This is a genomic window from Burkholderia sp. MSHR3999 (genome assembly GCF_000833595.1).
Classification (GTDB): Bacteria; Pseudomonadota; Gammaproteobacteria; order Burkholderiales; family Burkholderiaceae; genus Burkholderia; species Burkholderia ubonensis.
Genome location: NZ_JRFO01000001.1, coordinates 1,614,958 through 1,637,657 on the forward strand (window position 1 = coordinate 1,614,958; position 22,700 = coordinate 1,637,657).

22 protein-coding genes and 1 riboswitch are annotated in these 22,700 nt (G+C 70.0%); of the genes, 12 read left to right on the forward strand and 10 right to left on the reverse strand.

The features are described from left to right. Positions 1-159: 159 nt before the first annotated feature. From KY49_RS07525 to KY49_RS07555, 7 genes are all read left to right on the forward strand, one after another. Positions 160-1,218, forward strand: coding sequence for a HoxN/HupN/NixA family nickel/cobalt transporter (locus KY49_RS07525; RefSeq protein ID WP_042584013.1), 1,059 nt, complete (start codon positions 160-162; stop codon positions 1,216-1,218). A gap of 26 nt (positions 1,219-1,244) precedes the next feature. Next, a complete protein-coding gene (gene cobW / locus KY49_RS07530) occupies positions 1,245-2,324 on the forward strand; it encodes a cobalamin biosynthesis protein CobW (RefSeq protein ID WP_042584014.1) in 1,080 nt (359 codons plus the stop codon). A gap of 6 nt (positions 2,325-2,330) precedes the next feature. Continuing rightward, positions 2,331-6,134: a cobaltochelatase subunit CobN gene (cobN, locus tag KY49_RS07535; RefSeq protein ID WP_042584015.1), complete on the forward strand. Its 3,804-nt coding sequence runs from the start codon at positions 2,331-2,333 to the stop codon at positions 6,132-6,134. Beyond that, positions 6,131-7,201 carry an ATP-binding protein gene (locus KY49_RS07540; protein WP_042584016.1) on the forward strand — a complete coding sequence of 357 codons (1,071 nt, stop codon included), beginning with the start codon at positions 6,131-6,133 and terminating at the stop codon, positions 7,199-7,201. The genes cobN and KY49_RS07540 overlap by 4 nt, the downstream gene beginning before the upstream one ends. A gap of 92 nt (positions 7,202-7,293) precedes the next feature. Then, positions 7,294-7,866 carry a vWA domain-containing protein gene (locus KY49_RS07545; RefSeq protein WP_231636353.1) on the forward strand — a complete coding sequence of 191 codons (573 nt, stop codon included), beginning with the start codon at positions 7,294-7,296 and terminating at the stop codon, positions 7,864-7,866. A 103-nt stretch (positions 7,867-7,969) separates the two neighbouring features. Beyond that, on the forward strand, positions 7,970-8,542 hold the full coding sequence (locus KY49_RS07550) for a DUF1993 domain-containing protein (RefSeq protein ID WP_042584018.1): 573 nt from the start codon (positions 7,970-7,972) through the stop codon (positions 8,540-8,542). A gap of 11 nt (positions 8,543-8,553) precedes the next feature. Then, entirely contained in the window at positions 8,554-8,880 is a 327-nt protein-coding gene (locus KY49_RS07555) for a low molecular weight protein tyrosine phosphatase family protein (RefSeq protein WP_042584019.1), read from the forward strand. Between the two features lie 11 nt (positions 8,881-8,891). Here the strand turns inward: KY49_RS07555 and KY49_RS07560 are convergent, their stop codons facing one another. The 3 genes from KY49_RS07560 to KY49_RS36960 form a co-directional block, all read right to left on the reverse strand. Continuing rightward, on the reverse strand, positions 8,892-9,152 hold the full coding sequence (locus KY49_RS07560) for a hypothetical protein (protein ID WP_042584020.1): 261 nt from the start codon (positions 9,150-9,152) through the stop codon (positions 8,892-8,894). A gap of 189 nt (positions 9,153-9,341) precedes the next feature. Continuing rightward, entirely contained in the window at positions 9,342-9,578 is a 237-nt protein-coding gene (locus tag KY49_RS07565; protein WP_059827042.1) for a hypothetical protein, read from the reverse strand. Positions 9,579-10,227: 649 nt separating this feature from the next. Continuing rightward, the gene (locus KY49_RS36960) at positions 10,228-10,512 is read right to left on the reverse strand and encodes a hypothetical protein (RefSeq protein ID WP_156162452.1); all 285 of its coding nucleotides are present in this window, start codon (positions 10,510-10,512) and stop codon (positions 10,228-10,230) included. Between the two features lie 482 nt (positions 10,513-10,994). On the opposite strand from KY49_RS36960, the gene KY49_RS07570 reads away from it, so the two are divergent. Continuing rightward, a complete protein-coding gene (locus tag KY49_RS07570; protein ID WP_010092392.1) occupies positions 10,995-11,207 on the forward strand; it encodes a hypothetical protein in 213 nt (70 codons plus the stop codon). A 46-nt stretch (positions 11,208-11,253) separates the two neighbouring features. Here the strand turns inward: KY49_RS07570 and KY49_RS07575 are convergent, their stop codons facing one another. The 7 genes from KY49_RS07575 to cobG form a co-directional block, all read right to left on the reverse strand. Next, complete coding sequence (locus tag KY49_RS07575) at positions 11,254-11,526, reverse strand: hypothetical protein (RefSeq protein ID WP_042584022.1); 273 nt, start codon at positions 11,524-11,526, stop codon at positions 11,254-11,256. 405 nt (positions 11,527-11,931) lie between these two features. Next, a complete protein-coding gene (locus KY49_RS07580) occupies positions 11,932-12,246 on the reverse strand; it encodes a hypothetical protein (protein ID WP_042584023.1) in 315 nt (104 codons plus the stop codon). 218 nt (positions 12,247-12,464) lie between these two features. Next, a complete protein-coding gene (locus KY49_RS07585) occupies positions 12,465-13,823 on the reverse strand; it encodes a chitinase (protein ID WP_042584024.1) in 1,359 nt (452 codons plus the stop codon). 211 nt (positions 13,824-14,034) lie between these two features. Further along, complete coding sequence (gene cobJ / locus KY49_RS07590) at positions 14,035-15,747, reverse strand: precorrin-3B C(17)-methyltransferase (RefSeq protein WP_042584025.1); 1,713 nt, start codon at positions 15,745-15,747, stop codon at positions 14,035-14,037. Further along, on the reverse strand, positions 15,744-16,478 hold the full coding sequence (locus tag KY49_RS07595; protein WP_042584026.1) for a precorrin-2 C(20)-methyltransferase: 735 nt from the start codon (positions 16,476-16,478) through the stop codon (positions 15,744-15,746). The genes cobJ and KY49_RS07595 overlap by 4 nt, the downstream gene beginning before the upstream one ends. Next, positions 16,475-17,101 (reverse strand): precorrin-8X methylmutase, encoded by a 627-nt coding sequence (locus KY49_RS07600; protein WP_042584027.1) that lies wholly within the window; start codon positions 17,099-17,101, stop codon positions 16,475-16,477. The genes KY49_RS07595 and KY49_RS07600 overlap by 4 nt, the downstream gene beginning before the upstream one ends. After that, positions 17,094-18,449 carry a precorrin-3B synthase gene (gene cobG / locus KY49_RS07605; RefSeq protein ID WP_331456543.1) on the reverse strand — a complete coding sequence of 452 codons (1,356 nt, stop codon included), beginning with the start codon at positions 18,447-18,449 and terminating at the stop codon, positions 17,094-17,096. Before cobG ends, KY49_RS07600 begins: the two co-directional genes overlap by 8 nt. A gap of 104 nt (positions 18,450-18,553) precedes the next feature. Further along, a riboswitch (cobalamin riboswitch) is annotated at positions 18,554-18,744 on the reverse strand. Positions 18,745-18,829: 85 nt separating this feature from the next. On the opposite strand from cobG, the gene KY49_RS07610 reads away from it, so the two are divergent. Genes KY49_RS07610 through cobM form a run of 4 tightly spaced genes read left to right on the forward strand, consistent with a single transcriptional unit; the run spans position 18,830 to position 22,666 of the window. Then, on the forward strand, positions 18,830-20,059 hold the full coding sequence (locus KY49_RS07610; RefSeq protein ID WP_042584029.1) for a bifunctional cobalt-precorrin-7 (C(5))-methyltransferase/cobalt-precorrin-6B (C(15))-methyltransferase: 1,230 nt from the start codon (positions 18,830-18,832) through the stop codon (positions 20,057-20,059). Next, positions 20,059-21,165, forward strand: a complete 1,107-nt coding sequence (locus KY49_RS07615) for a cobalt-precorrin-5B (C(1))-methyltransferase (RefSeq protein WP_042584615.1) — start codon at positions 20,059-20,061, stop codon at positions 21,163-21,165. Before KY49_RS07610 ends, KY49_RS07615 begins: the two co-directional genes overlap by 1 nt. Continuing rightward, positions 21,162-21,893 carry a cobalt-precorrin-6A reductase gene (locus KY49_RS07620; RefSeq protein ID WP_042584616.1) on the forward strand — a complete coding sequence of 244 codons (732 nt, stop codon included), beginning with the start codon at positions 21,162-21,164 and terminating at the stop codon, positions 21,891-21,893. Before KY49_RS07615 ends, KY49_RS07620 begins: the two co-directional genes overlap by 4 nt. 44 nt (positions 21,894-21,937) lie before the next feature. Beyond that, positions 21,938-22,666 carry a precorrin-4 C(11)-methyltransferase gene (gene cobM, locus KY49_RS07625; RefSeq protein WP_010092378.1) on the forward strand — a complete coding sequence of 243 codons (729 nt, stop codon included), beginning with the start codon at positions 21,938-21,940 and terminating at the stop codon, positions 22,664-22,666. Positions 22,667-22,700 lie beyond the last annotated feature (34 nt).

A 22,700-nucleotide genomic window follows, 5' to 3' on the forward strand; every position in this document is an offset into this window, starting at 1 on the left:
GGCCGCAGCGGCGGTGCGTCCGGCGCCCGAGCGTCTCCCGTGTCCCGATCCGCCGCGCGCTTCGCGCAGGCCGGCGCGGCATCCGGCGGCGCGCGGGCCCGCGCATCCGGCGCCGGTCGTGTTGGCATTCATCATGTCGACCGTTCGCCAGGGAGCACCATGCTCGACTCGCTTTTCCGCCTGTTCAACGACAGCCCTTCCGGGCTGCGCGGCAAGATCATCGCCATCTATTCACTGCTGATCGCCTTCAACGTCGGCGCGTGGATCTGGGCGTTCATCGCGTTCCACGGCCAGCCGGTGCTGCTCGGCACCGCGCTGCTCGCGTACGTGTTCGGCTTGCGCCACGCGGTCGACGCCGACCACATCGCGGCCATCGACAACGTCACCCGCAAGCTGATGCAGGAAGGCCGCAGCCCGCTCGGCGCCGGCCTGTTCTTCTCGCTCGGCCATTCGACGGTCGTGATCGTGATGTCCGTCGTGGTCGCGCTGACGGCGGCGTCGCTCGCGCGCTTCGAGAGCATGAAGGCGTGGGGCGGCGTCGTCAGCACGTGCGTATCGGCCTTCTTCCTGCTGCTGCTCGCGACCGCGAACCTGCTGATCCTGATCTCCGTGTACCGCACCTTCCGCGCGGCGCGCCGCGGCGAAGCGATCGTCGACGCGGATCTCGACATGCTGCTGAACCAGCGCGGCGTGCTCGCGCGCCTGTTCCGGCCGCTGTTCCGCCTCGTGTCGCGCAGCTGGCACCTGTATCCTGTCGGCTTTCTGTTCGGCTTCGGCTTCGACACCGCGACCGAGATCGCGCTGTTCGGCATCTCCGCGACGCAGGTGCAGGGCGGGCTGTCGTTCTGGTCGGTGATGGCGCTGCCGGCGCTGTTCACCGCGGGCATGACGCTCGTCGACACGACCGACGGCATCCTGATGATGGGCGCGTACCGCTGGGCGTACGTGCGGCCGATCCGCAAGATCTACTACAACATGACGATCACGTTCGTGTCGGTGCTGGTCGCCGCGCTGATCGGCGGCATCGAGGTGCTCGCGCTGCTCGCCGACAAGCTGTCGCTGCAGGGCCCCGTGTGGGCCTTTGCGTCGATGGTGGCGTCGCACTTCGGCATGCTCGGCTACGTCGTGATCGGCCTGTTCATCGCGTGCTGGGTCGTGTCGGCCGCGATCTACCGCCTGAAGCGCTACGACGAGATCGACGTGACGATCTCCGCCTGACTCCCTTTCTCGATACAGGACCTTTCATGACCATGCGCAAGCTGCCCGTCACCATCGTCACGGGCTTTCTCGGCAGCGGCAAGACGACGCTGATGCGCCACATGCTGCAACACGCACAAGGCCGCCGCATCGCGGTGATCGTCAACGAATTCGGCGAGCTCGGCATCGACGGCGAAATCCTCAAGGGCTGCGGCATCGGCTGCGACGACGCGCAGGGCGAGGCGTCCGGCCAGCTCTACGAGCTCGCGAACGGCTGCCTTTGCTGCACCGTGCAGGAGGAGTTCTATCCGGTGATGGAGGCGCTCGTCGAGCGCCGCGCCGACATCGATCACGTGCTGATCGAGACGTCCGGCCTCGCGCTGCCGAAGCCGCTCGTGCAGGCGTTCAACTGGCCGACGATCCGCAACAGCTTCACGGTCGACGCGGTCGTGACCGTCGTCGACGGCCCGGCCGCCGCGAGCGGCCAGTTCGCGGAGAATCCGCAGGCGGTCGACGCGCAGCGCCGCGCCGATCCGAACCTCGACCACGAATCGCCGCTGCACGAGCTGTTCGCCGACCAGCTGTCGGCGGCCGATCTCGTGATCGTCAACAAGGCCGACCTCGTCGACGATACGCAGCTCGCGCAGGTCGAGGCGGCGATCCGCGAGGAAATCCCGCCGCAGGTGAAGATCGTGCGCGCGACGCGCGGCGAGCTGGATCTGGCGATGCTGCTCGGGCTCGAATCGGCGTCCGAGGAAACCATTCACCTGCGCCACGACCACCACGGCTCGGCCGACGACGAGGATCACGATCACCATCACGACGATTTCGACTCGGTCGTCGTCAGCGGCGACGCCGGCTCGCGGGAAGCGACGATCGCGGCGCTCCAGCGCGTCGTCGAGACGCACACGATCTATCGCGCGAAGGGCTTCGCCGCGCTGCCGGACGCGCCGATGCGGCTCGTGATCCAGGGCGTCGGCCGCCGCTTCGACAGCTATTTCGACCGCCGCTGGCAGGACGGCGAAGCGCGCGCGAGCCGCTTCGTGCTGATCGGCGAGGATCTCGACGCGGCCGCGCTGCAGCGCGCGTTCGACGCGGCGCTCGCGGCCGAGCTGCAACAGGCGTAACCGGCGATGCATCTGCTGCGCACCACGCCGGGCGGCTTCGTCGACGATACGCAGGGCGTCGTCCGGATCGACCAGCAGCCCGCCGAGATCGTGATCCTGAGCTCGGCGGACACGACGCTGTCGCTGCTCGCGAGCGTCGTGCCGCGTCTGCCGGCGGGCTTCCCGAGCGTGCGGCTCGCGAACGTGACGTTCCTGCGCCAGCCGGCGTCGGTCGATTTCTACGTCGACGACGTGCTGCAGCATGCGAAGACGGTCGTGATCGACCATCTCGGCGGCGAGGCGTACTGGCCGTACGGGATCGAACAGGCGATGTCGCTCGCGTCGCGTCGCGGGCAGCGGCTCGCGATGTTCTCGGGCGACCTGCAGGAAGATCCGAACCTGATCGCGAAGAGCACGGTTGCGCCCGGGTTGTGCCGCCTGTGGTGGCGCTATCTGCGCGAGGGCGGCGCGCACAACGCCGAGGCGCTCTTGCGCAGCATCGCGTTTCACACGCTCGGCTTCGGCGACGAACCGGCGCCGCCGCGCCCGCTGCCGGCCGCCGCGCTGTATCACCCGGCGCGCGACCCGGCGAGCATCGACGACTGGCTGCCGCGCTGGACGCCCGGCGCGAGCGTCGTCGCGATCCTGTTCTACAAGGCGCACTGGCAGGCCGCGAACACCGCGGTGTTCGACGCGCTCGCCGACGCACTGATCCGCGAAGGGCTGAATCCGCTGCCGATCGCGGTGACGTCGCTGAAGGACGCGGTGAGCCGCGAGGTGATCGCGCGGCTTTGCGACGCGCACGACGTCGCGCTGGTGCTGAACACGACCGCGTTCGCGGCCGGCGCGATCGACGGCCCCGAGCCCGACATCCTCGCGGGCGATGCGCCGGTGCTGCAGGTGATCCTGTCCGGCGGCAACCGCGACGCATGGGTCGCGGACAACCAGGGCCTGCATGCGCGCGACATCGCGATGCACGTCGCGCTGCCCGAGGTCGACGGGCGCATCGTCACGCGCGCGGTGAGCTTCAAGGGGCTCGCGTACCGCTGCGCGCATACCGAGGTCGACGTGGTGCGCTACCAGCCCGACGCGGAGCGCATCGGCTTCGTCGCGGCGCTCGCGCGCGGCTGGTGCCGGCTGCGCACGCTCGACGATGCGGACAAACGCGTCGCGCTGATCCTCGCGAACTATCCGCAAAGCGAAGGCCGGATCGGCAACGGCGTCGGGCTCGACACGCCCGCGTCGGCGCTCGGCGTGCTCGCGATGCTGCGCGACGCGGGCTACCGGGTCGCGGGCCTGCCGGACGACGGCGACGCGCTGATCGCGCGGCTCACCGAAGGCGTGACCAACGACCCGGCGATGCACGCGCTGCGGCCCGCGTTCCAGAGCTTCGCGCTCGCCGATTACCGTACGCATTTCGACCGGCTGCCGGCCGCCGTGCGCGATGCGATGAACGAACGCTGGGGGCCGCCCGAAGCGGACCCGACGCTGCGCCAGGGGCGCTTCACGATCGCGGGCTGGCGCGCGGGCAACGTGTTCGTCGGCATCCAGCCGTCGCGCTCGCGCGGCGAGAACGACTACGCGAGCTATCACGACGCGGACCTCGTGCCGCCGCATGCATATCTCGCGTTCTACTTCTGGCTGCGTCACGCGTTCCGCGTCGACGCGGTGATTCACCTCGGCAAGCACGGCAACCTCGAATGGCTGCCGGGCAAGAGCGTCGCGCTGTCCGATGCATGCTGGCCGGACCTCACGCTCGGGCCGCTGCCGCACCTGTATCCGTTCATCGTCAACGATCCGGGCGAGGGCAGCCAGGCGAAACGGCGCGCGCAGGCGGTGATCGTCGATCACCTGATGCCGCCGCTCACGCGTGCCGAGAACTACGGCCCGCTGCAGGACCTCGAGCGGCAGGTCGACGAATACTACGAAGCGCTGATGGTCGATGCGCGGCGCGCGAAGCTGCTGCGCAAGACCATCCTCGCGACGATCGCCGAGCACCGGCTGCACGACGAGCTGAGCGTCGCGCCGCCGCGCGACGCGAGCGACGAGGATGCATTGCTGACGCGCGTCGACGCGTGGCTGTGCGAGCTGAAGGAAGCGCAGATCCGCGACGGGCTGCACGTGTTCGGCGTGTCGCCGGTCGCGCGCCAGCGGCGCGACACGCTGCTCGCGCTCGCGCGCTTTCCGGTCGGCGACGGCCAGCAGGCGCGCGCCGGGCTGATCGGCGCGCTCGCGCGCGATCTCGCGCTCGGCGACGATTTCGATCCGCTCGCCGCCGACTGGGCCGCGCCGTGGCAGGGGCCGCGCCCGGCGCTGCTGCAGGCGGTCGATGAATCGCCGTGGCGTCATGCGGGCGATACGCGCGAACGGCTCGAACGGTTCGCGCAGGCATGGCTCGATCGTTTGTGCGCGACGGCGCCCGGCGACGCATGCGCGCCGCCGCCCGGCGAGTGGACGCACACGCTGCCGGTGATCGAGCGCATTCGCGCGACGCTGATGCCCGCGCTCGATGCATGCGGCGGCGAGGAATTGCGCCAGCTGCTGCGCGGGCTCGACGGCCGCTTCGTGCCGCCGGGGCCGAGCGGCTCGCCGTCGCGCGGCCGCCCCGACGTGCTGCCGACCGGCCGCAACTTCTACTCGGTCGACACGCGCGCGGTGCCGACGCAGGCCGCGTGGTCGCTCGGCCTGAAATCCGCGCAGCAGCTGATCGAACGGCATCTGCAGGATCACGGCGACTATCCGCGCGCGATCGGCCTGTCGGTGTGGGGCACCGCGACGATGCGCACCGGCGGCGACGACATCGCACAGGCGTTCGCGCTGATCGGCGTGCGGCCGAAATGGGCGCACGGCAGCCACCGCGTGACCGACTTCGAGATCCTGCCGATCGAGATCTTCGAGCGGCCGCGCATCGACGTGACGCTGCGCGTGTCCGGCTTCTTCCGCGACGCGTTCCCGAACCTGATGCATCTGTTCGACGCGGCCGTGCAGGCGGTCGCGGCGCTCGACGAGCCCGAGCATCTGAACCCGATCCGCGCGCGCGTCGAGCGCGAGCGCGCGAAGTGGATCGAGCAAGGCGTGCCGGCCGACGAAGCGCGGCGCCGCGCCGGCTGGCGGGTGTTCGGCGCGCGGCCCGGCAGCTACGGCGCGGGCCTGCAGGACCTGATCGACCAGCGGCGCTGGCAGACCGACGCGGATCTGGCCGACGCCTATCGGCAATGGGGCGGCTACGCATATGCGCAGAACAGCGCGGGCGACGCCGCGCCCGACGTGTTCGGCGAGCGGCTCGCGGCGATCGACGTCGTCGTGCAGAACCAGGACAGCCGCGAGCACGACATCCTCGATTCGAACGACTACTACCAGTTCCAGGGCGGCATGACCGCGGCGGTGCGGCATCTGTCGGGCCGCCAGCCGAGCCTGTATCACGGCGACCACGCGAACCCGGCCGCGCCGAAGATGCGCACGCTGCGCGAGGAAATCGCGCGGGTGATCCGCTCGCGCGTCGTGAACCCGAAATGGCTCGACGGCGTGAAGCGCCACGGCTACAAGGGCGCGGCGGAAATGGCCGCGACGGTCGACTACCTGTACGGCTACGACGCGACCGCGCGCGTGCTCGCCGATCATCAATACGCGCTCGTCGCCGACGCGTACCTGTTCGACGATGCCACGCGCGCATTCCTCGAACGGCACAATCCGCGTGCGCTGCAGGGCATCTGCGAGCGCTTCGTCGAGGCGATGCAGCGCGGCCTGTGGCAGCAGCCGGGCGACTATCGTGAGCGGATCGAGGCGCTCTGGCTCGCGAGCGAACATCATCTGGAAGGAGGTCGGCGATGACCGATCCGACGCACCGCCTGCGCGCGGTGTTTCCGTTCACCGCGCTCGTCGGGCAGGCGGCGCTGCAACAGGCGCTGCTGCTCGCGGCGATCGACCCGTCGCTCGGCGGCGTGCTCGTCAGCGGGCCGCGCGGCACCGCGAAATCCACCGCCGCGCGCGCGCTCGCGGCGCTGCTGCCGGAAGGGCAGTTCGTGACGCTGCCGCTGTCGGCGAGCGACGAGCAGGTGACCGGCTCGCTCGATCTCGCGCATGCGCTCGCGGAGAACGGCGTGCGCTTCCGGCCGGGGCTGCTCGCGCGCGCGCATCGCGGCGTGCTGTACGTCGACGAGGTGAACCTGCTGGCCGACGGGCTCGTCGATACGCTGCTCGACGTCGCCGCGAGCGGCGTCAACATCGTCGAGCGCGATGGCGTGTCGCACGCGCATGACGCGCGCTTCGTGCTGGTCGGCACGATGAATCCGGAGGAAGGCGAGCTGCGGCCGCAACTGCTCGATCGCTTCGGGCTGATGGTCGAGCTCGTGAATTGCTTCGACGCCGCGCAGCGCGAGCAGATCGTGAAGGCGCGGCTCGCGTTCGATCTCGATCCCGAAGCGTTCCGCGCGCGTCACGACGACGCGCAGCGCGCGCTGGCCGGGCGGATTCGCGCGGCGCGTGAGCGCCTGCCGGCGCTGACGTTCGGCGATGCGGTGCATGCGCGGGTCAGCGCGCTGTGCATCGACGCGGCCGTCGACGGCCTGCGCGCCGATCTCGTGATGCTGCGCGCGGCGCGCGCGCTCACGGCGCTCGAAGGCGCGGACGCGGTGACGGTCGAGCATGTCGAACGGGTCGCGGAAGCGGTGCTGCGGCATCGCCGTTCAGCGCATGCGGCGCCGCCTGCGGCGTCGGGGGCGCGCGACGCGGAGCGTGCGCCGTCGCAATCGAATGCGGGCGGTTCGTCCGCCACGCCGCCTGACACGGCGCGGCCGCGCGATGAGGATGCACAAGGCGACTGGGGCTACCTGCCGCCCGAACCCGCCGGCTTGCAGGCGGTGAAGGGCGTGGTGCCGCTGCCGCTAAAAAAACGCTGAGCCATCGAGCAGGCGCCGCCGCGACTTCGCTTCGCGGTCCTCGATGGCAGCAGGGCGCGACCGGGCATACGCCGGGCGTGACACGCGCCGGCGTGGCGGTCGCATGGCCGGCGACGTTCGCGGTCAAGCGCGCCGGGCGATTGCAGGCCGAGCATCTGCGGTTCCGGAAACAGGCGGGCGCGCCGCGCGCGCTGCATTGCTTCGTGCTCGACTGCTCGGCGTCGATGCTGTCGTTCGAGCGGCTCGCGATCGCGAAGGGGCTGATCGTCGCGTACTTCGATCACGCAGCGCGCGCGCGGGCGGAGACGGCGCTGATCTGTTTCGGCGGGACCGGCGCGGAACGCCGGTTCGGGCCGGCGGTGCCGAGGTGGTGGAACGCGCGCTGGCTGGAGCCGGTGGGCGGCGGCGGCGGCACGCCGTTCGCGGACGGGATCGATGCCGCCGCGCGGCTGCTCGCGCGGGAGGCGCGCCGCGAGCCGGACAAGCAGCGGTGGCTGTGGGTGTTGTCGGATGGGCGCACGCGCGAGATGCCGGCGCGGCCGAAGGCGGCGGATCATGTCGTGTTCGTCGACTTTGACGATGCCGCCGTGAGGGTCGGGCGCGGGGCAAGGATCGCGGCCGAGTGGGGCGCGGAGTGGGTGACGGCGGAGGGGGTGGTGGCCTGACCGACGACAGGATCGATCCCATGCTCGCAGGTTGATCGTCGTCGTTTGCCCCAATCCTCCCGCGCTGCTATCGTTACGCGACCCGTAGCCATCGGAGGATTTCGTGTCGCTGACCCAGCTTCTCGTCCCGACCTTCACCCAGTTTCTGCGTGGCCTGTCGTCGTGGCTCGACAAGGCCGCAGCCCATCGGCAGGTGATAGACGCCGAGCCGGATGCGCTGCTGTCGGAGCGGCTTGCGGCGGACATGTTTCCGCTCGCGGCGCAGATCCGCTTCGCCTGCTTTCAAGCGCTTGAGCCCGTCTGCCGGCTGCGCGGCGAACCGCTTCCGGAAGCGCTGCTGGCGGTGCGGCAGGAAGGATGGAATGCCAACGCGCAGCCGGGCACGTGGTCCGATGCGAAGGCGCGCATCGACGACGCGCTTGCGTTGCTCGACGGCCTGTCGCCTAACGCGCTCGACGCAGGCGGCGCACTGCCAATTGCGCTCGAACTGCCCAACGGCGCCGTCTTCGACATGACGGGCGAGCAGTACGCGCGCGACTGGGCGCTGCCGCAGTTCTACTTTCACGTGGTCACCGCGTACGCGATCCTGCGCAACCGGGGCGTCGAACTCGGCAAGGCGGACTACGTGTCGTACATGCTCGCGTATCTGCGGCCCGGCACGATGCCGCAAGGCTGATCGCATCCGGCATGACGCGGGCACTCTTCGTCTGCAGCAGGAACCGGCTGCGAAGCCCGACGGCGGAAGAATGGTTCGCCGCCTGGCCGGGCATCGAAACGGATTCGGCCGGCATCGCGCCCGATGCGGAGTCGATCGTGTCGCGCGAGCAGATCGCGTGGGCCGACATCATCTTCGTGATGGAGCGCTCGCACAAGGCAAAGCTGTCGAAGCAATTCGGCGCGGACTTACGCAACAAGAAGATCATCTGCCTCGACATTCCCGACAAGTACGCGTTCATGCAGCCGGAACTGATCGCGCTGCTCGAGCGCAGGGCCGGGAAATTCCTGCGATCGTGAGCGGCGGGGCATCAGCGATCGTCGTCATGCCATGTATGAGCCTGCTTGCCATCCTTCCGAAGTAGCGCCGACCTCAGCAAGCCGAACCCTTTAAGCCGGAAGAACAGCGCGAAGTAGGCCTGCTCCAGCGCTTCCCAGGTGTCGTAGGATTCCGCGGCGCCCTCCGCGCCGTCGCAATAGAGGTCGCCGTTGGGCTGGCCCGCGAACGGTTTGGATGTCCACGCACCGATCAACGGCGCCTTCCAGAGGTCGCCCTTGATCGACCTGAGCACGGGTTGCGTTCCGGTCGTCTCCGGGGCGAACGCAATCAGTTGGCGCGCGTTGTCGTCGACGTGCAGCCTGGCGCATGACGGGCATTGATAGCAGATGCGCGCATACGAGCGATCGACGTAGCCGCGCGACTGGCTCGCATCGGCAAAGTCCTCCCAATCCTGATTCGCTGTTGGCGTTCGAAGTTTCTGCTAACAGTGTCCGCAGATACCGCTAACGCGTAAACCCACGGCAGCGCCGTCAGCAAAGGCCGAGAGCAATATTCTCCTCGTGTCCGCCGCGATGCGTTCGTGCTGACCTGCCCCCGCGTTTAGTACGGTGACGTTGACGGGCAGCACCTGGACACCGCGGCGTTTCGCATCCTGCAGCAGCTGCGACGGCGTGTAGAAGCCCATCGGCTGGCTGTTGAGCAGCGCGGTCAGGAACACGGCCGGCTCGTGCGGGCGCAGGCAAACGCCCGTGTTTACCCCTGACTGGCTAGCTTGTGAATAATTAAATAACCCCATAAATGCAGACGAATCAGCTGCCGCAAGAAATACCAACAGTCGCAAACGTTAAAAGACAAAAAAACATCTCCGATCACGCGGTGATCAAAATACCAATTCCTCCGCACACACACTTTCAAAATCATTAATCCAGGCAATATTGGGTTAACACGCCCTTGAATACTTACAAATCAGAATATTCAATTGTGAAACGTGATAAAAAATGACCAATGCGATGCCTCGGCCGTGACGAGGCCAATGGGGGTTGACTGATTAACATTGTCGATGTCTGAGCATTGATAGAAGAACAAGTGAGCGGCACCATTCTGCTGCCATGCCATTTAAATAAACGCAGGCGATTGCAAAAATTGATGCACGGGGTTTCAGAATGAGAAAGGTATTTTTGAGTGCCGCCGACGCAATAATGGTCGCGTCCATTATTGGGTATTTTTACTTTAGGGCATTCGAGAGATCCAGTCCAGCGCTCCAACATCATGCCGATCTAAAAACCATACTTTTTTGGCTCACCCTAGCCGGCATGGTGATGCTTCCATTTCGGATTCAACACCATCCGTCGCTCATGCGATTCATATTATTCAATGGTGCCGGGGAAAAGAGAAAAACAATATATATTCCATTGGCATGCTTGATTTTTTTGGTATTCGCGATATTGATTTTTTTTAAGAATCGTTGCAATCGGCTTTGAATCCATCGGGGTGACGAAATGAACTATCTGGAGATGTCCGCTGCGGCCGCAGGATGGTGGGGGGCTAACGATGTGTTGAATGGATCGACTGGCGCCGACACCTTCGATGGGAAGGGGGGCAACGACGTTGAGGTAGGCAATACGGGGGCCGATGCCGCGCTTCAACGCCATTGTTTGGAACTCGGCGCACTTCGGTGAAACGCCTCGCCGGTGGTCCGCCGCTACTCACTTGCGCGACTTGATCTTCGCCGCCCCGCATTAGCGGAATGAACGGACACGATTAGCGCTCTAACGGACGCCATTAGCAGGATCTACGAACTTCAACATCCGCGATCAGATGCGCCTTGCTGGCGAGGAAATCGGTTTGGTCGAAGATGACGGCCCCACAGATGCAGGCGAATTTCACGAGTAGTATCGGTAATGGCTTCGGAAATCGCTTCGGTTGACCGACGTACAGCCCGAACAGCCGGACCGGATGATAGCAGCGCGGTCCCGCGTCGCGCCGAAACGACACCTCACGCACGCATCGCCGGGAAAATCGTCGGCCCATTTATGGCCGGATATAGTCGAGCACCGGAAGGCGGCGATGCGCGGGTTCATGCGCCCCGCGCGTCGCGCCTGACCAGAACAATATTGGCTACGGGTGTAACGACATGAGCGACTTTGACAAGACCACTTCCGGATCGATCGGAGGACTGATCGCGGGCATCGCGATGATTGCCGCCGGCATCGGCGTCGGCGTGTATCCGGCGTTGCGCCAAGCCCCGGCCCGGCTGAGCGAGTTCGTGGCCGTCGGCATCATGATGCTCGGCGCCTTCGTCGTCGTGTATCAAGGCCACGAACTTCGGCGCAAACGATTGCGCTGACGAGCGCCTTCGCGTTTCTCACCGGTGTCGGCGCGCCCGGGCTGCGTCAATACGAGCCGGCGCTCGACAGCAGGTCGTCGACGATGATCTCGCCGGCCGTGCGGCCCGCGCTGAGCGCGTCCAGGCTGTCGGCGAACGGTTGCCCGCGATCGTCCGCGAGCCGCACTGGCGAGAAGAAGATCGACGACGTATGGCCCGCCCGCACCTGGACCACGGCGACGTAGCCGGGGGCCGGCGCGGCCATGTCGGCTGCCTCGGCCGGCTGATGCTCGCAGCGCACTTCGATCGTGTATCCGCGGTAGGTGTACAGGCTCGTCATGTCGGGCTCGCAAAAAGTGACGCGGCGTCACGCGCGCGTCGTGGGTGCAACCGGCTTCCTGCGCACGGCGTCGTCGGGAATCGCGACGCCGGTCGCCGCCGTCCGCGTGCCGGCGGACGGCGTTCGATGAGGGTCCTGGCGGCCGCGCACGTGCGCGGTGTTCCGCACCTGTCGCACGCGAGCCGCTTGCAACAGGCCAATGACGGGCAACCGTCTTTCATCTGACAAATTCGGCATGCCGCTGCCGATGTGGCGATCAATGGCCGCTCTTGCCGGGACGCACGAACACACGTCCGACCGAGCGCTCACCGACCAGCGTTGCCGAAAGAATAGGTTAACTCGTGCGAAATGGTGAGCAAAAGATGCATCGCCATCCGAAACAATGGATGGCGTGCCGCCGCCGCTTCACGAATACCGGTAGATTCCATGTCGCGTCGGCCTGGCATGCCGAACGTGGTGGCGATGCCGCTTGACTGCTGCGTGGCGGTGATGCCGGTGCGGCCTCGCGTGCGGCCGCCGCGGCGCGGGCCGCGACGTCGGCACCGCGCCCTGCGGCAGCGGCGGGGTCTGTACCGCGCCCGGCAGCGGCGCGGGTTGCGCCGGTTGCGCCGCGCCCTGCGGCTGCGTCCCGCCTTCGCCGAATGGATAGGTCTGGGTCTGCGCGTGCGTGACGCTCAGCGTCGCCGCGATCGTCACGGCGGCCAGCAGCAAGCGTTTCATGAAAGCTCCGGATTCGGGACCGTCGGAATGCCAGCTTAGCGAACGGCAGTGCGGCGCGGCAACCGGATCGCGTCTGTCCTCCTCGAGGCTCGGGCAGGGGCGTCGAACCGCGCTCGCTAGCGGCCGGGCCGCGCCGGCGCAGACTGATGCCGACGCGGCCCGGTTCGGGGCACGGGAGCGCCGTTAGCGGCCCGTGCCGACGGCCCGCATGCGCGCCGTCATGACTTCACCCACACGCCGCCCGCGCTCGGCGTATCGCCCTGGGTCCACCATTTCGCGCAGTATTTCGCGCCCTGGTACATCACGCACGCGCCGGCCTGATAGGCGGTGGTCGCCGACCACGCGGGCGTGCCGCCGTTCACGGCCTTCCACACCGACGACTGGCCGGGGATGTCGCCCTTGGTCCACCATTGCGCCTGGTAGGTGACGCCCTGGTACGTGACCGTCGCGCCCGCGTTGTACACCTGGCTCGCGGACCACGGTGCGCCCGGCTGCGGCGTGCCGCCGCCGTCCGAGCCGCCGCCGTAGTTCGGGTCCTGCGTGACGCCGGCGCCCCACTTGCCGTCGAGCTTCTTGAAGATCGACGCGAACGCGTACGGCTGCTGCGTGACGCCCGAGCAGATCGGCGACGCATAGCCGCTGTTGCTGTCGCACTGCTTGTCGCGGGTCGCCGACCAGTAGCTGATGAACCCGTAGCCGTTGTTGACGCCCGCGTTCAGCACGCTTTGCGCATTGTCGAGCGTGAACGTCTCGCCCTGCGTGTCGTTCACGCCGATCATCGGCGTGACGCCCACCATCTGCCACAGCTGCGAGCTGCTCAACGACCGGCCGGCGGACTTGTACGCGGTGTCGAGCTGCGAGTAGAGCCCCTGCGCCGCGCTGATCGCGGCCGCGCCCATGTCGATGCCGGCGGGGCCGTAGTCCATCGTCATCACGTTCACCGCGTCGAGGTTGACCTTGCTCGCGATCGCCGCGTTGAGGACGTTCAGGCCGTCCTGGATGAGCCCGGTCGGCATCACCGGCAGCGTCAGCGTGACGTGCAGCGGCTTGCCCTTCGCCGCATAGTCGGCCTGCAGCTGCGCGACCGCCTGGAAGTTGCGGGCGACGGCCGCCGCGTCCTGCTGCGACGCACCCTCGATGTCGAAGTCGACGTGCGTGAGGCTGTACGTGTCGATCACGGTCTGGAGCGCGGTCTTCAGCGCGGGGACGCTCGTGCACGCCTGCATCAGCGGCGTGCCGCTCGCGCCGCCGAACGACACGGCGACTTCGCCGCCCTTCGCGCGATAGTTCGTGACGGCGGTGCCGATCGACGTGAGCAGGTCGCCGGTCGCGCCGTTGCCGATGGCCTGCACGCCGCCCCACGACGGCGTACAGCCGTTGCCCGCGACGACGAACGCGAGCGTGAATTGCTGGATGCCTTGCTGAACGCCGATGCGATCCACGAGCGGCGTCGGGTAGAGCGTCACGTCGACGTAAGGCGCAAAGGCGCCCGCCGCCTGCGACACGCTCGCGCCGGCGAGCAGGCAGCCCGCGGCGATCGCGCGCGGGACGAGATGCGACAACACGCTGTTTTGCATTGTGTTCTCCATGGTGATGAGCGCTACGCTGGTGTGCGTATCACCGCCGTAATCGGACCGGGCATGGGTTGGACCCGGGCGGCGGCGTGCTCATCTTGGAGGATTGCAGATCAATCGGGAATCCTTGACTGCGCTTTTATTTCGTTTGAATCGAGGTGCGAAATAATTGCGTGCATTCGATACGGCGCCGGGCGCGCGGCCCGGCGCGCATTCAGCGATACCAGCGCGGCGTGTACACCCAATCCCGACCATTGTTGACGGAAAAGCGCCGCGTGGTGGACGAGCCGACGATCACCATCGTGCGCATGTCGACCTGCTCGGCGCGCAACGCGCCGAGCGTCGTGTTGACGAGCGTCGCGCCGGGCCGGCCGATGTCGCGGCCGAGCACGACGACGGTGTCCGGCGCGCGATGCGCGCGCACCACGTCGAGCGCGCGATCGAGCTGCCACGGCCGCGCGCGCGAGATCGGGTTGTAGAACGCCATCACGAGATCGGCCTCGGCCGCGTGCGCGAGGCGCGTCTCGATCACGTCCCACGGCTTCAGGTTGTCCGACAGCGAGATCACGCAGAAGTCGTGGCCGAGCGGCGCGCCGGCCTGCGCGGCGGTCGCGAGCGACGCGGACACGCCGGGCTCGACGCGCAGGTCGACCGCGGCCCAGCGCGGATCGCGCGCATCGTCGAGCGCTTCGAGCACGGCCGCGGCCATCGCGAACACGCCCGGGTCGCCCGACGACACGACCGCGACGCGCCGGCCCTCGGCCGCCAGCTCGAACGCGTGGCGCGCACGCTGCATTTCCTCGCGGTTGTCGGTGCCGTGCACGCGCTGGTCCGCACGGAACGGGCCGGCCATGTTCACGTAGGTCGTGTAGCCGAGGATGTCGGTCGCGTCGGCCAGCGCCGCGCGCGCGGCGGGCGTTAGCCATGCGGCGGCCCCGGGCCCGAGGCCGAGCACGGTGAGGCGGCCGCGCGCGCGGCCGAGCGTCGCCGGATCGACCGGGTGCGCGGCGACCGCGCAGGCGAGCCCGTCGAGCGGCGTGTGCCGCGTGTGCGGCACGCGCAGTGCGCGTTCGAGCACGTCGGACGCCGCCGCATCGGGATCGGCATCGACGAAGCGCAGCGGCGCGCCCAGCGCATCGGCGGCCGCTTCGAGCGCCGCGTCGCCGATCATCGCCGCCGGCGCGACGAGCGCAGCCAGCGCTTGCGGCGCGAGGCCCTGTGCGTCGAGCAACGCGCCGATGCGCGCGTCGAGCGGGGCGGCCTCGCTGGCCGATGACGGCAGACGCGCGCCGATGCCGATCACCACGCTGCGCGGATGGATCACGAGTTCGTCGCGCGCGCCGCGCCATGCAAACGGCGTGACGCGGATCGCATGCGCGGCCGCGTCGTCGCGCGGCAGCGCGACGTCGTCGAGCCACGGCGCGGCGCCGTCGATGCGCGTCGCCGCGCCCGCGAGCAGGTCGGACACGAAGCGCTTGCCTTGCGCGAGATTCGCGAGCGCGTAGCCGTCGGGCGGATTGAGCACGCACGCGCCGAAGCGCAGCTCGCCGCTCGTCGTGATCGCGGGCGCGACGCCGAGCCAGTCGGCCAGCTCGCGCGCGATCAGGTTCACGCCGGTCAGGCCGCCGAGCAGCGGCACGACGGCCGAGCCGTCTTCCGCGACCGCCAGCACCGGCGGCTCGACGCCCTTGTCGGCGAGCGCGGGCGCGATGCAGCGGATCACGATGCCGGCCGCGCACAGCGCGACGATCGGCAGGCCGCGCGCATACAGCTCGCGCAGGTGCGCGCCGAGCTCGTCGAACGGCACGTCGGCGGCGACGCGCGACGCGAGGCCGTGCACCTGCGCGCCCGGATAGCGCGCCTGGATGCGCCGCGCGGTGTCGAGCGCGCCGGCGCCGAGCACCACGATCGCGGGCGGGGTCGTCATCCTTGCCATTTTTCCCCCGGCACGACGAGCAGCGAAAAATACGGCGACGCCATCGGATCGACTGCGTCGAGCGGCACGATGCGCTGGTTCGCCATCGTCGCGCGCTCGACGTACAGCGCGCGCTTCGCGAGGCCGAGTTCGTCGAGCACGCGCCGCACCTTGTCGAAGTTGCGGCCGAGCTTCATGATCACGGCCGCGTCGGCCTGCGCGAGCCGCGCGCGCAGCTCGTCCTCCGGCAGCACGCCGGACAGCACCGACAGGCTCTGGTTGCGATACACGAGCGGCTGGCCGAGCACGGCCGTGCCGCCGAGCATCGAGCACACGCCGGGCACGACCTCGGTGTCGTAGCGCGGCGCGAGGCGGTCGTGCAGATACATGTACGAGCCGTAGAAGAACGGATCGCCTTCGCAGATCACCGCGACGTCGCGGCCCGCGTCGAGATGCGCGGCGACGACGTCGGCGGCCGTGTCGTAGAAGTCGGCGATCACGGTTTCGTAGCAGAGCGGCGGCGGCAGCGCTTCGGTCGTCACCGGATAGACGAGCGGCAACTGCACCTGAGAGTCGAGCAGATGCGCTTCGACGATGCCGAACGCATTGCCTTTCTTGCCCTTCGCGACGAAATACGCGACCACCGGCGCGGCCTGCAGCAGGCGCACCGCCTTCAGCGTCATCAGTTCGGGGTCGCCCGGGCCGACGCCGAGGCCGAACAGGCGTCCGCGCGCGGCCGTCATTCGACCTCCGTCGCGAGCGCGTTGACCGCGGCGGCCGCCATCGCGCTGCCGCCGCGCCGGCCGAGCAGCGCGACGTACGGCACGCCGCGGCTGTCGGCGGCGAGCAGCGCCTTCGATTCGGCCGCGCCGATGAAGCCGACCGGGAAGCCGAGAATCAGCGCGGGGCGCGGCGCGCCCGCGTCGAGCATGTCGAGCAGGTGGAACAGCGCGGTCGGCGCATTGCCGATCACGACGACGCTGCCCGCCAGGTTCGGCCGCCACAGTTCGAGCGCCGCGGCCGAGCGCGTGTTGCCGAGCTGCCGCGCGAGGTCGGGCACCTCGGGCTCGCCGAGCGTGCAGAGCACGCGATTGCCGGCCGGCAGCCGTGCGCGCGTGATGCCTTGCGCGACCATCATCGCGTCGCAGAGGATCGGCGCGCCGGCGGCCAGCGCCGCGCGGCCCGCCGCGCCCGCGCCGGGAGAGAAGCGCAGATCGTCGACGACGTCGACCATCCCGCACGCGTGGATCACGCGCACCGCGAGTTTTTCGAGGTCGGCCGGGATGCGCGACAAGTCGGCCTCGGCGCGGATCGTCGCGAACGACTGGCGGTAGATTTCCTGCCCGTCGCGTATGTAGTCAAGCATCGGTGGTGTCCTGGCTTTGCCGCGGGTTGCCCAGTCGGGCCGCGGCCTGGTCGATCGTCAAGTGGCGCGCGAGCGGGGCGCCGAGGCCTGCTGCGCCTGCTGCATCATCGCGCCGGTAAAGGTCGTAGCGCGCCGGCGCGACCGCGACGAGCGTGTGCGCCGCCGGGTGCGGCAGCGCGCAGTGGCGCTCGCAGCCGGTCAGGTGCGCATCGAGCGCATGGCCGACGCGCGCGGCGAGCGCGAGCGCGTCGTGCTTCGTGTCGGCGCGCGCTTTCGCGCAGCCGGCGCTGCCCGCGCACGCGACGAGCTGCGCGAGCGGATGCGTCGGCTCGCACACGAGGCCGAGCGCGGCGAGCGCGTCGCGCAGCGCGGGCGCGTCGCCGGTAGCGACGCCGTGGACGAACACGCCTTGCCACGGCGTCATCGACAGCGTGCCGTCGCCGTGCGCGTCCGCGAGCGCGGCCAGCTGGTCGAGGCGTTCGGCGTCGAGACGGCCGAGCGCGAATTGCGCGCCGACGCTGCAGCGCGCGGCATCGCGTGATGCGCGCGCGCCGAAGCGCAGCGCGGGCGCGGACGGCGCGCGCCGCCATGCGGCGAGCGCGGGATCGGCGGCAAGCGGAAACGGCAGATACGCCTGCGCGCGTTCGAGCAGCGCGCGTTCGCCGTGCGTCGCGAGCAGCGCGCGCATGCGCGTCGCGTCGGCCGGCGCGAGATCGAGGAACGCGAGCATCAGTGCGCGCACGAGCGCAGCGGCATCGCCGGGCGCGACGTCGGCGCACGCCGGCGCATCGCCGGGGGCGACGGGCGGACAGCCGGCCAGCCCGGCCGCGACGCGCACGGCGCCGTCGCCGCGCCGCCATGCGGAGAGCCAGATGTCGTGCGGATGATCGAGCGCCGCGACGGCCTCGCCGCCGTCGAGCTGGATCGAGAATTTCGGCGACAGCTCGAACCGGCGCGACTCGCGCGCGAGCATGCCGAAGATCGGCGCGGCGAGCGCCGCGCTGTCGATGAGCGCGGCGGGGTCGCGTCCCGCGAGCGGGCTCAGCATCAGATTGCGGACGTCGTCGCTGGCGGCCAGCGCGTCGCCGTCGGCGTCGACGAGCGGGCCGAGGCCGGCGCCGAGCAGCGCGGCGGTGAGCGCGGCCGCTTCGCCGTCGCGGATGCCGCGCAATTGCAGGTTCGCGCGATTGGTCGCTTCGATCACGCCCGAGCCGCGCGCGCGGGCGACGGCGGCGATCGCGCGCGCCTGCCGCGCGTCGAGACGGCCGCCCGGCAGCTTGATCCGGCACAGGCCGCCGTCGGCGGCGGGGACGACACGCACGAGCCCCGGGCAGGCCGATGGGCGCACGACGGGTGAAGCAGACGGAACGGGGACGGAATTCAACGGGGCACCGACGCAGTGTCGCGCCGCGGCCAACGCATCGGTACACCCCGCCCGATGCCGGCTGGCACGCACGCACTTTCAAGCCGGCAGGTCTCCTGGCTGACAGGTCGACGCCCGCTCCAGGCCTTCCCGGACAAGCCAGTGGCGCGAGATGGAGGCGGGCTCGCTGCCTACAGTTGCGGGGGCAGCCACAGCGGCGCGGCACGCGCCCTGTGTTCCCTCTTCGGCCCCGAGGGGCGCCGGCGAACGAACGCTGTATTATGCCTTTTTTCGCAACACAGACATACGCGCGGCCCGCAGGCCGCTTGCGGCAACACTACGGAACGAACGATGGGGAAGGGTGCATGACGGCGTGGCTGACGGTGGTGGGCATCGGCGACGACGGTTACACGGGGCTCGGGCGCGCCGCGCGCCGCGCATTGCTCGACGCGACGCTCGTGGTCGGCGCGCCGCGGCACCTCGACATGCTGCCCGCGCGGCTCGCGGCCGCGCGCGAGGCATGGCCGTCGCCGTTCGATCTCGCGGGCGTGCTCGCGCGTCGCGGGTCGCCCGTCTGCGTGCTCGCGAGCGGCGATCCGATGCTGTTCGGCGTCGGCGCGACGCTCGCGCGCCAGCTTGCGCCCGGCGAATGGCGCGTGCTGCCCGCGCCGTCGTCGCTGTCGCTGGCCGCGGCCCGTCTCGGCTGGGCGTTGCAGGACGTCGGCGCGGTGTCGCTGGTCGGCCGGCCGCTCGCGGCGCTCGCCCGCCATCTATTGCCGGGGCGGCGCCTGTTCGTGCTGAGCGCGGACGGCCGCACGCCCGCCGTCGTCGCGGCCGAGCTGAGCGCGCGTGGCTTCGGGCCGACTCGCATCAGCGTGTTCGAACATCTCGGCGGCCCGCTCGAGCGGCGCATCGATGCGCTCGCGCACGACTGGGCGGTCGACGAGACCGCGGCGCTGAATCTCGTCGCGCTCGACTGCCGCGCGGCGCCCGACGCACCGCGCCGCGCGCTGACGCCCGGCCTGCCGGACGACGCCTACCGCCACGACGGGCAGCTCACCAAGCGCGACATGCGCGCGCTGACGCTCGCGCGGCTCGCGCCCGCGCCGGACGAACTGCTGTGGGACGTCGGCGCGGGCTGCGGGTCGATCGGCATCGAATGGATGCGCGCGCACCCGTCGTGCCGGGCGATCGCGATCGAATCGCACGCGGAACGGCAGCGCTACATCGAACACAATCGCGACGCGCTCGGCGTGCCGGGCCTGCAGCTCGTCGCGGGGCGCGCGCCCGATGCGCTCGCGGGGCTCGCCGCGCCCGACGCGATCTTCATCGGCGGCGGCGCGACCGTGCCGGGCGTGCTCGACGCCTGCTGGTCGGCGCTGAAGCCGGGCGGCCGGCTCGTCGCGAACGCGGTGACGCTGCAGGGCGAGATCGCGCTGGCCGCGTGGCGCGATGCGCACGGCGGCACGCTCACGCGCGTGTCGCTCGCGCACGCGGAGCCGCTCGGCCGCTTCGACACCTGGCGGCAGCCGTTGCCCGTCACGCTGTACGACGTGTGCAAGCCGGCGCAGATGCACGCAACGGCGGCCGCGTGATGCGCGACGAAACCCCCGAGCAACCCGCGCCGCTGCGCTTCGGCTACACGACCGGCAGTTGCGCGACCGCGACGTCGCTGGCCGCCGCGCGGCTGCTGCTGACCGGCGAAGCGGGCGACGCGGTCGAGATCGTGCTGCCGAAGGGGCAGCGCGTCGTGATGCGCGTCGAATTCTGCAGGTTGATAGCCGATGGGCCCGATGGAACCGGCGGCGCGGAGGCCGGCACGATCAAGGACGCCGGCGACGATCCGGACGTCACGCACGGCGCGCTCGTGTTCGCGCGCGTCGCGCTCGCGGCGGCGCCCGGCGTGCGTTTTCATGCAGGGCCGGGCGTCGGCACGGTCACGCGCGCGGGGCTCACGCTGCCGGTCGGCGAGCCGGCGATCAATCCCGTGCCGCGCCAGATGATGACGACGCACCTGAACGCGCTCGCGGCCGAACACGGCCATGCGGGCGGCTTCGACGTGACGATCGGCGTCGAGGGCGGCGAGGCGCTGGCGCTGAAGACGATGAACCCGCGCCTCGGCATCGTCGGCGGGCTGTCGATCCTCGGCACGACCGGGATCGTGCGGCCGTTCTCGTGCTCCGCGTACATCGCGTCGATCCACCAGGGCATCGACGTCGCGCGCGCGAACGGCGTCGCGCACATCGCCGCGTGCACCGGCAACGCCAGCGAGGACGCGATGCGCGCGCACTACCGTCTGCCCGACATGGCGCTGATCGAGATGGGCGATTTCGCGGGCGCGGTGCTGAAGCATCTGCGGCGCGCGCCGGTCGCGCGGCTGTCGATGTGCGGCGGCTTCGGCAAGCTCAGCAAGCTGGCGGCCGGCCATCTCGACCTGCACAGCCGCCATTCGAGCATCGACCTGCCGCTGCTCGCGCAATGGGCCGCGCAAGCGGGCGCGAGCGACGCGCTGCAGGCGGCGATGCTGGCCGCGAATACGAGCCAGGAAGCGCTGAAGCTCGCACAGGCGGACGGCGTGCCGCTCGGCGACATCGTCTGCGCGCACGCGCTCGCCGTCGCGCGCGACATCGTGCCCGCGTCGGTCGCGGTCGAGATGTTCGCGATCGACCGGCAGGGCCGTTTCGTCGGGTGCGCGCGATGAGCCCGCGCATCCTGCTGCTCGGCGGCACCGGCGACGCGTTGAAGATCGCGCGCGCGCTCGGCACGCACCACGTGTACAGTCTCGCGGGGCTCGGCAAGGTGCCCGGCGATCTCGCGTGCGAGGTGCGCGTCGGCGGCTTCGGCGGCGCGCAGGGGCTGGCCGCGTACCTGCGCGAAGCCGGCATCGGCCTCGTGATCGACGCGACCCATCCCTATGCCGCGCGGATCAGCGCGAACGCGGTGGCCGCCGCACACGACGCGGGCGTGCCGGTCTGGGCGCTGCGCCGCGCGCCGTGGCAGCCGCAGCCGGGCGACGACTGGCGGATGGTCGACGACTGGGCCGGCATCGAGGCCGCGCTGGCGCCGTTCCGCCGGCCGCTGTTCACGCTCGGCCGCGAGCCGCTCGCGCATCTCGACGCGATTCCGGTGCACCAGTTCTGGCTCGTGCGCTGCCTCGATCCGCATCCGGGCAACGCGCGCGCGCAGATCGTCGCCGCGCGCGGGCCGTTTACGCTCGACGGCGAACGCGCGCTGTTCGCGCTCGCGGGCATCGACGTCGTCGTCAGCAAGAACAGCGGCGGCGCGGCGACCGAAGCGAAGCTCGACGTCGCGCGCGAACGCCGGCTGCCGGTCGTGATGCTGCGCCGGCCGCCGCTGCCCGACGCCGACCGCGCGTTCGACTCGGCCGCCGCGCTGCTCGACGCGCTCGATCCGGCCGCGCGCGCGTGACGCCGGACGGCGGGTCGTCCCCATGAACTGACGGAGTGTTATCGATGACGGTGTATTTCATCGGCGCGGGTCCCGGCGACCCGGAGCTGATCACGGTGAAGGGCCAGCGCCTCGTGCGCACGTGCCCGGTGATCCTGTATGCGGGGTCGCTCGTGCCCGCGGCGGTGCTCGACGGGCATCGCGCGGAGCAGGTCGTCAACACGGCGGAGCTCGACCTCGACGCGATCGTCGCGCTGCTCGCCGACGCCCATGCGAAAGGGCAGGACGTCGCGCGCGTGCACTCGGGCGACCCGTCGCTATACGGCGCGATCGGCGAGCAGATCCGCCGGCTGAAGGCGCTCGGGATTCCGTATGAAATCGTGCCGGGCGTGACCGCCGCCGCCGCGTGCGCGGCGACCCTCGGCTGCGAGCTGACGCTGCCCGGCATCGCGCAGACGGTGATCCTCACGCGCTTCGCGGGCAAGACGACGATGCCCGAAGGCGAGTCGCTCGGCTCGCTGGCCGCGCACCGCGCGACGCTCGCGATCCACCTCGGCGTGCGGCATCTCGCGCGCATCGTCGACGAGGTGCTGCCGCACTACGGGCCGGATTGCCCGGTCGCGGTGATCTACCGCGCGAGCTGGCCGGACGAGGAACGCGTGACGGGCACGCTCGCGGATATCGTCGCGAAGGTGCAGGGCACGCGCATCGAACGCACCGCGCTGATCCTGATCGGCCGCGTGCTCGATGCGCAAGGGTTCGCCGATTCGACGCTGTACGCGAGCGCGGACTGACGGTGCTTTTCGTTGCGGTTGCTACCTGCCGCTC

Coding starts and splice junctions, on each gene's coding strand:
- KY49_RS07525 (WP_042584013.1), top strand. CDS start 160: ATGCTCGACTCGCTTTTCCGCCTGTTCAACGACAGCCCTTCCGGGCTG.
- cobW (WP_042584014.1), top strand. CDS start 1,245: ATGACCATGCGCAAGCTGCCCGTCACCATCGTCACGGGCTTTCTCGGC.
- cobN (WP_042584015.1), top strand. CDS start 2,331: ATGCATCTGCTGCGCACCACGCCGGGCGGCTTCGTCGACGATACGCAG.
- KY49_RS07540 (WP_042584016.1), top strand. CDS start 6,131: ATGACCGATCCGACGCACCGCCTGCGCGCGGTGTTTCCGTTCACCGCG.
- KY49_RS07555 (WP_042584019.1), top strand. CDS start 8,554: ATGACGCGGGCACTCTTCGTCTGCAGCAGGAACCGGCTGCGAAGCCCG.
- KY49_RS36960 (WP_156162452.1), bottom strand. CDS start 10,512: ATGGCGTTGAAGCGCGGCATCGGCCCCCGTATTGCCTACCTCAACGTC.
- KY49_RS07570 (WP_010092392.1), top strand. CDS start 10,995: ATGAGCGACTTTGACAAGACCACTTCCGGATCGATCGGAGGACTGATC.
- KY49_RS07575 (WP_042584022.1), bottom strand. CDS start 11,526: ATGACGAGCCTGTACACCTACCGCGGATACACGATCGAAGTGCGCTGC.
- KY49_RS07580 (WP_042584023.1), bottom strand. CDS start 12,246: ATGAAACGCTTGCTGCTGGCCGCCGTGACGATCGCGGCGACGCTGAGC.
- KY49_RS07585 (WP_042584024.1), bottom strand. CDS start 13,823: ATGCAAAACAGCGTGTTGTCGCATCTCGTCCCGCGCGCGATCGCCGCG.
- cobJ (WP_042584025.1), bottom strand. CDS start 15,747: ATGACGACCCCGCCCGCGATCGTGGTGCTCGGCGCCGGCGCGCTCGAC.
- KY49_RS07595 (WP_042584026.1), bottom strand. CDS start 16,478: ATGACGGCCGCGCGCGGACGCCTGTTCGGCCTCGGCGTCGGCCCGGGC.
- KY49_RS07600 (WP_042584027.1), bottom strand. CDS start 17,101: ATGCTTGACTACATACGCGACGGGCAGGAAATCTACCGCCAGTCGTTC.
- KY49_RS07610 (WP_042584029.1), top strand. CDS start 18,830: ATGACGGCGTGGCTGACGGTGGTGGGCATCGGCGACGACGGTTACACG.
- KY49_RS07615 (WP_042584615.1), top strand. CDS start 20,059: ATGCGCGACGAAACCCCCGAGCAACCCGCGCCGCTGCGCTTCGGCTAC.
- KY49_RS07620 (WP_042584616.1), top strand. CDS start 21,162: ATGAGCCCGCGCATCCTGCTGCTCGGCGGCACCGGCGACGCGTTGAAG.
- cobM (WP_010092378.1), top strand. CDS start 21,938: ATGACGGTGTATTTCATCGGCGCGGGTCCCGGCGACCCGGAGCTGATC.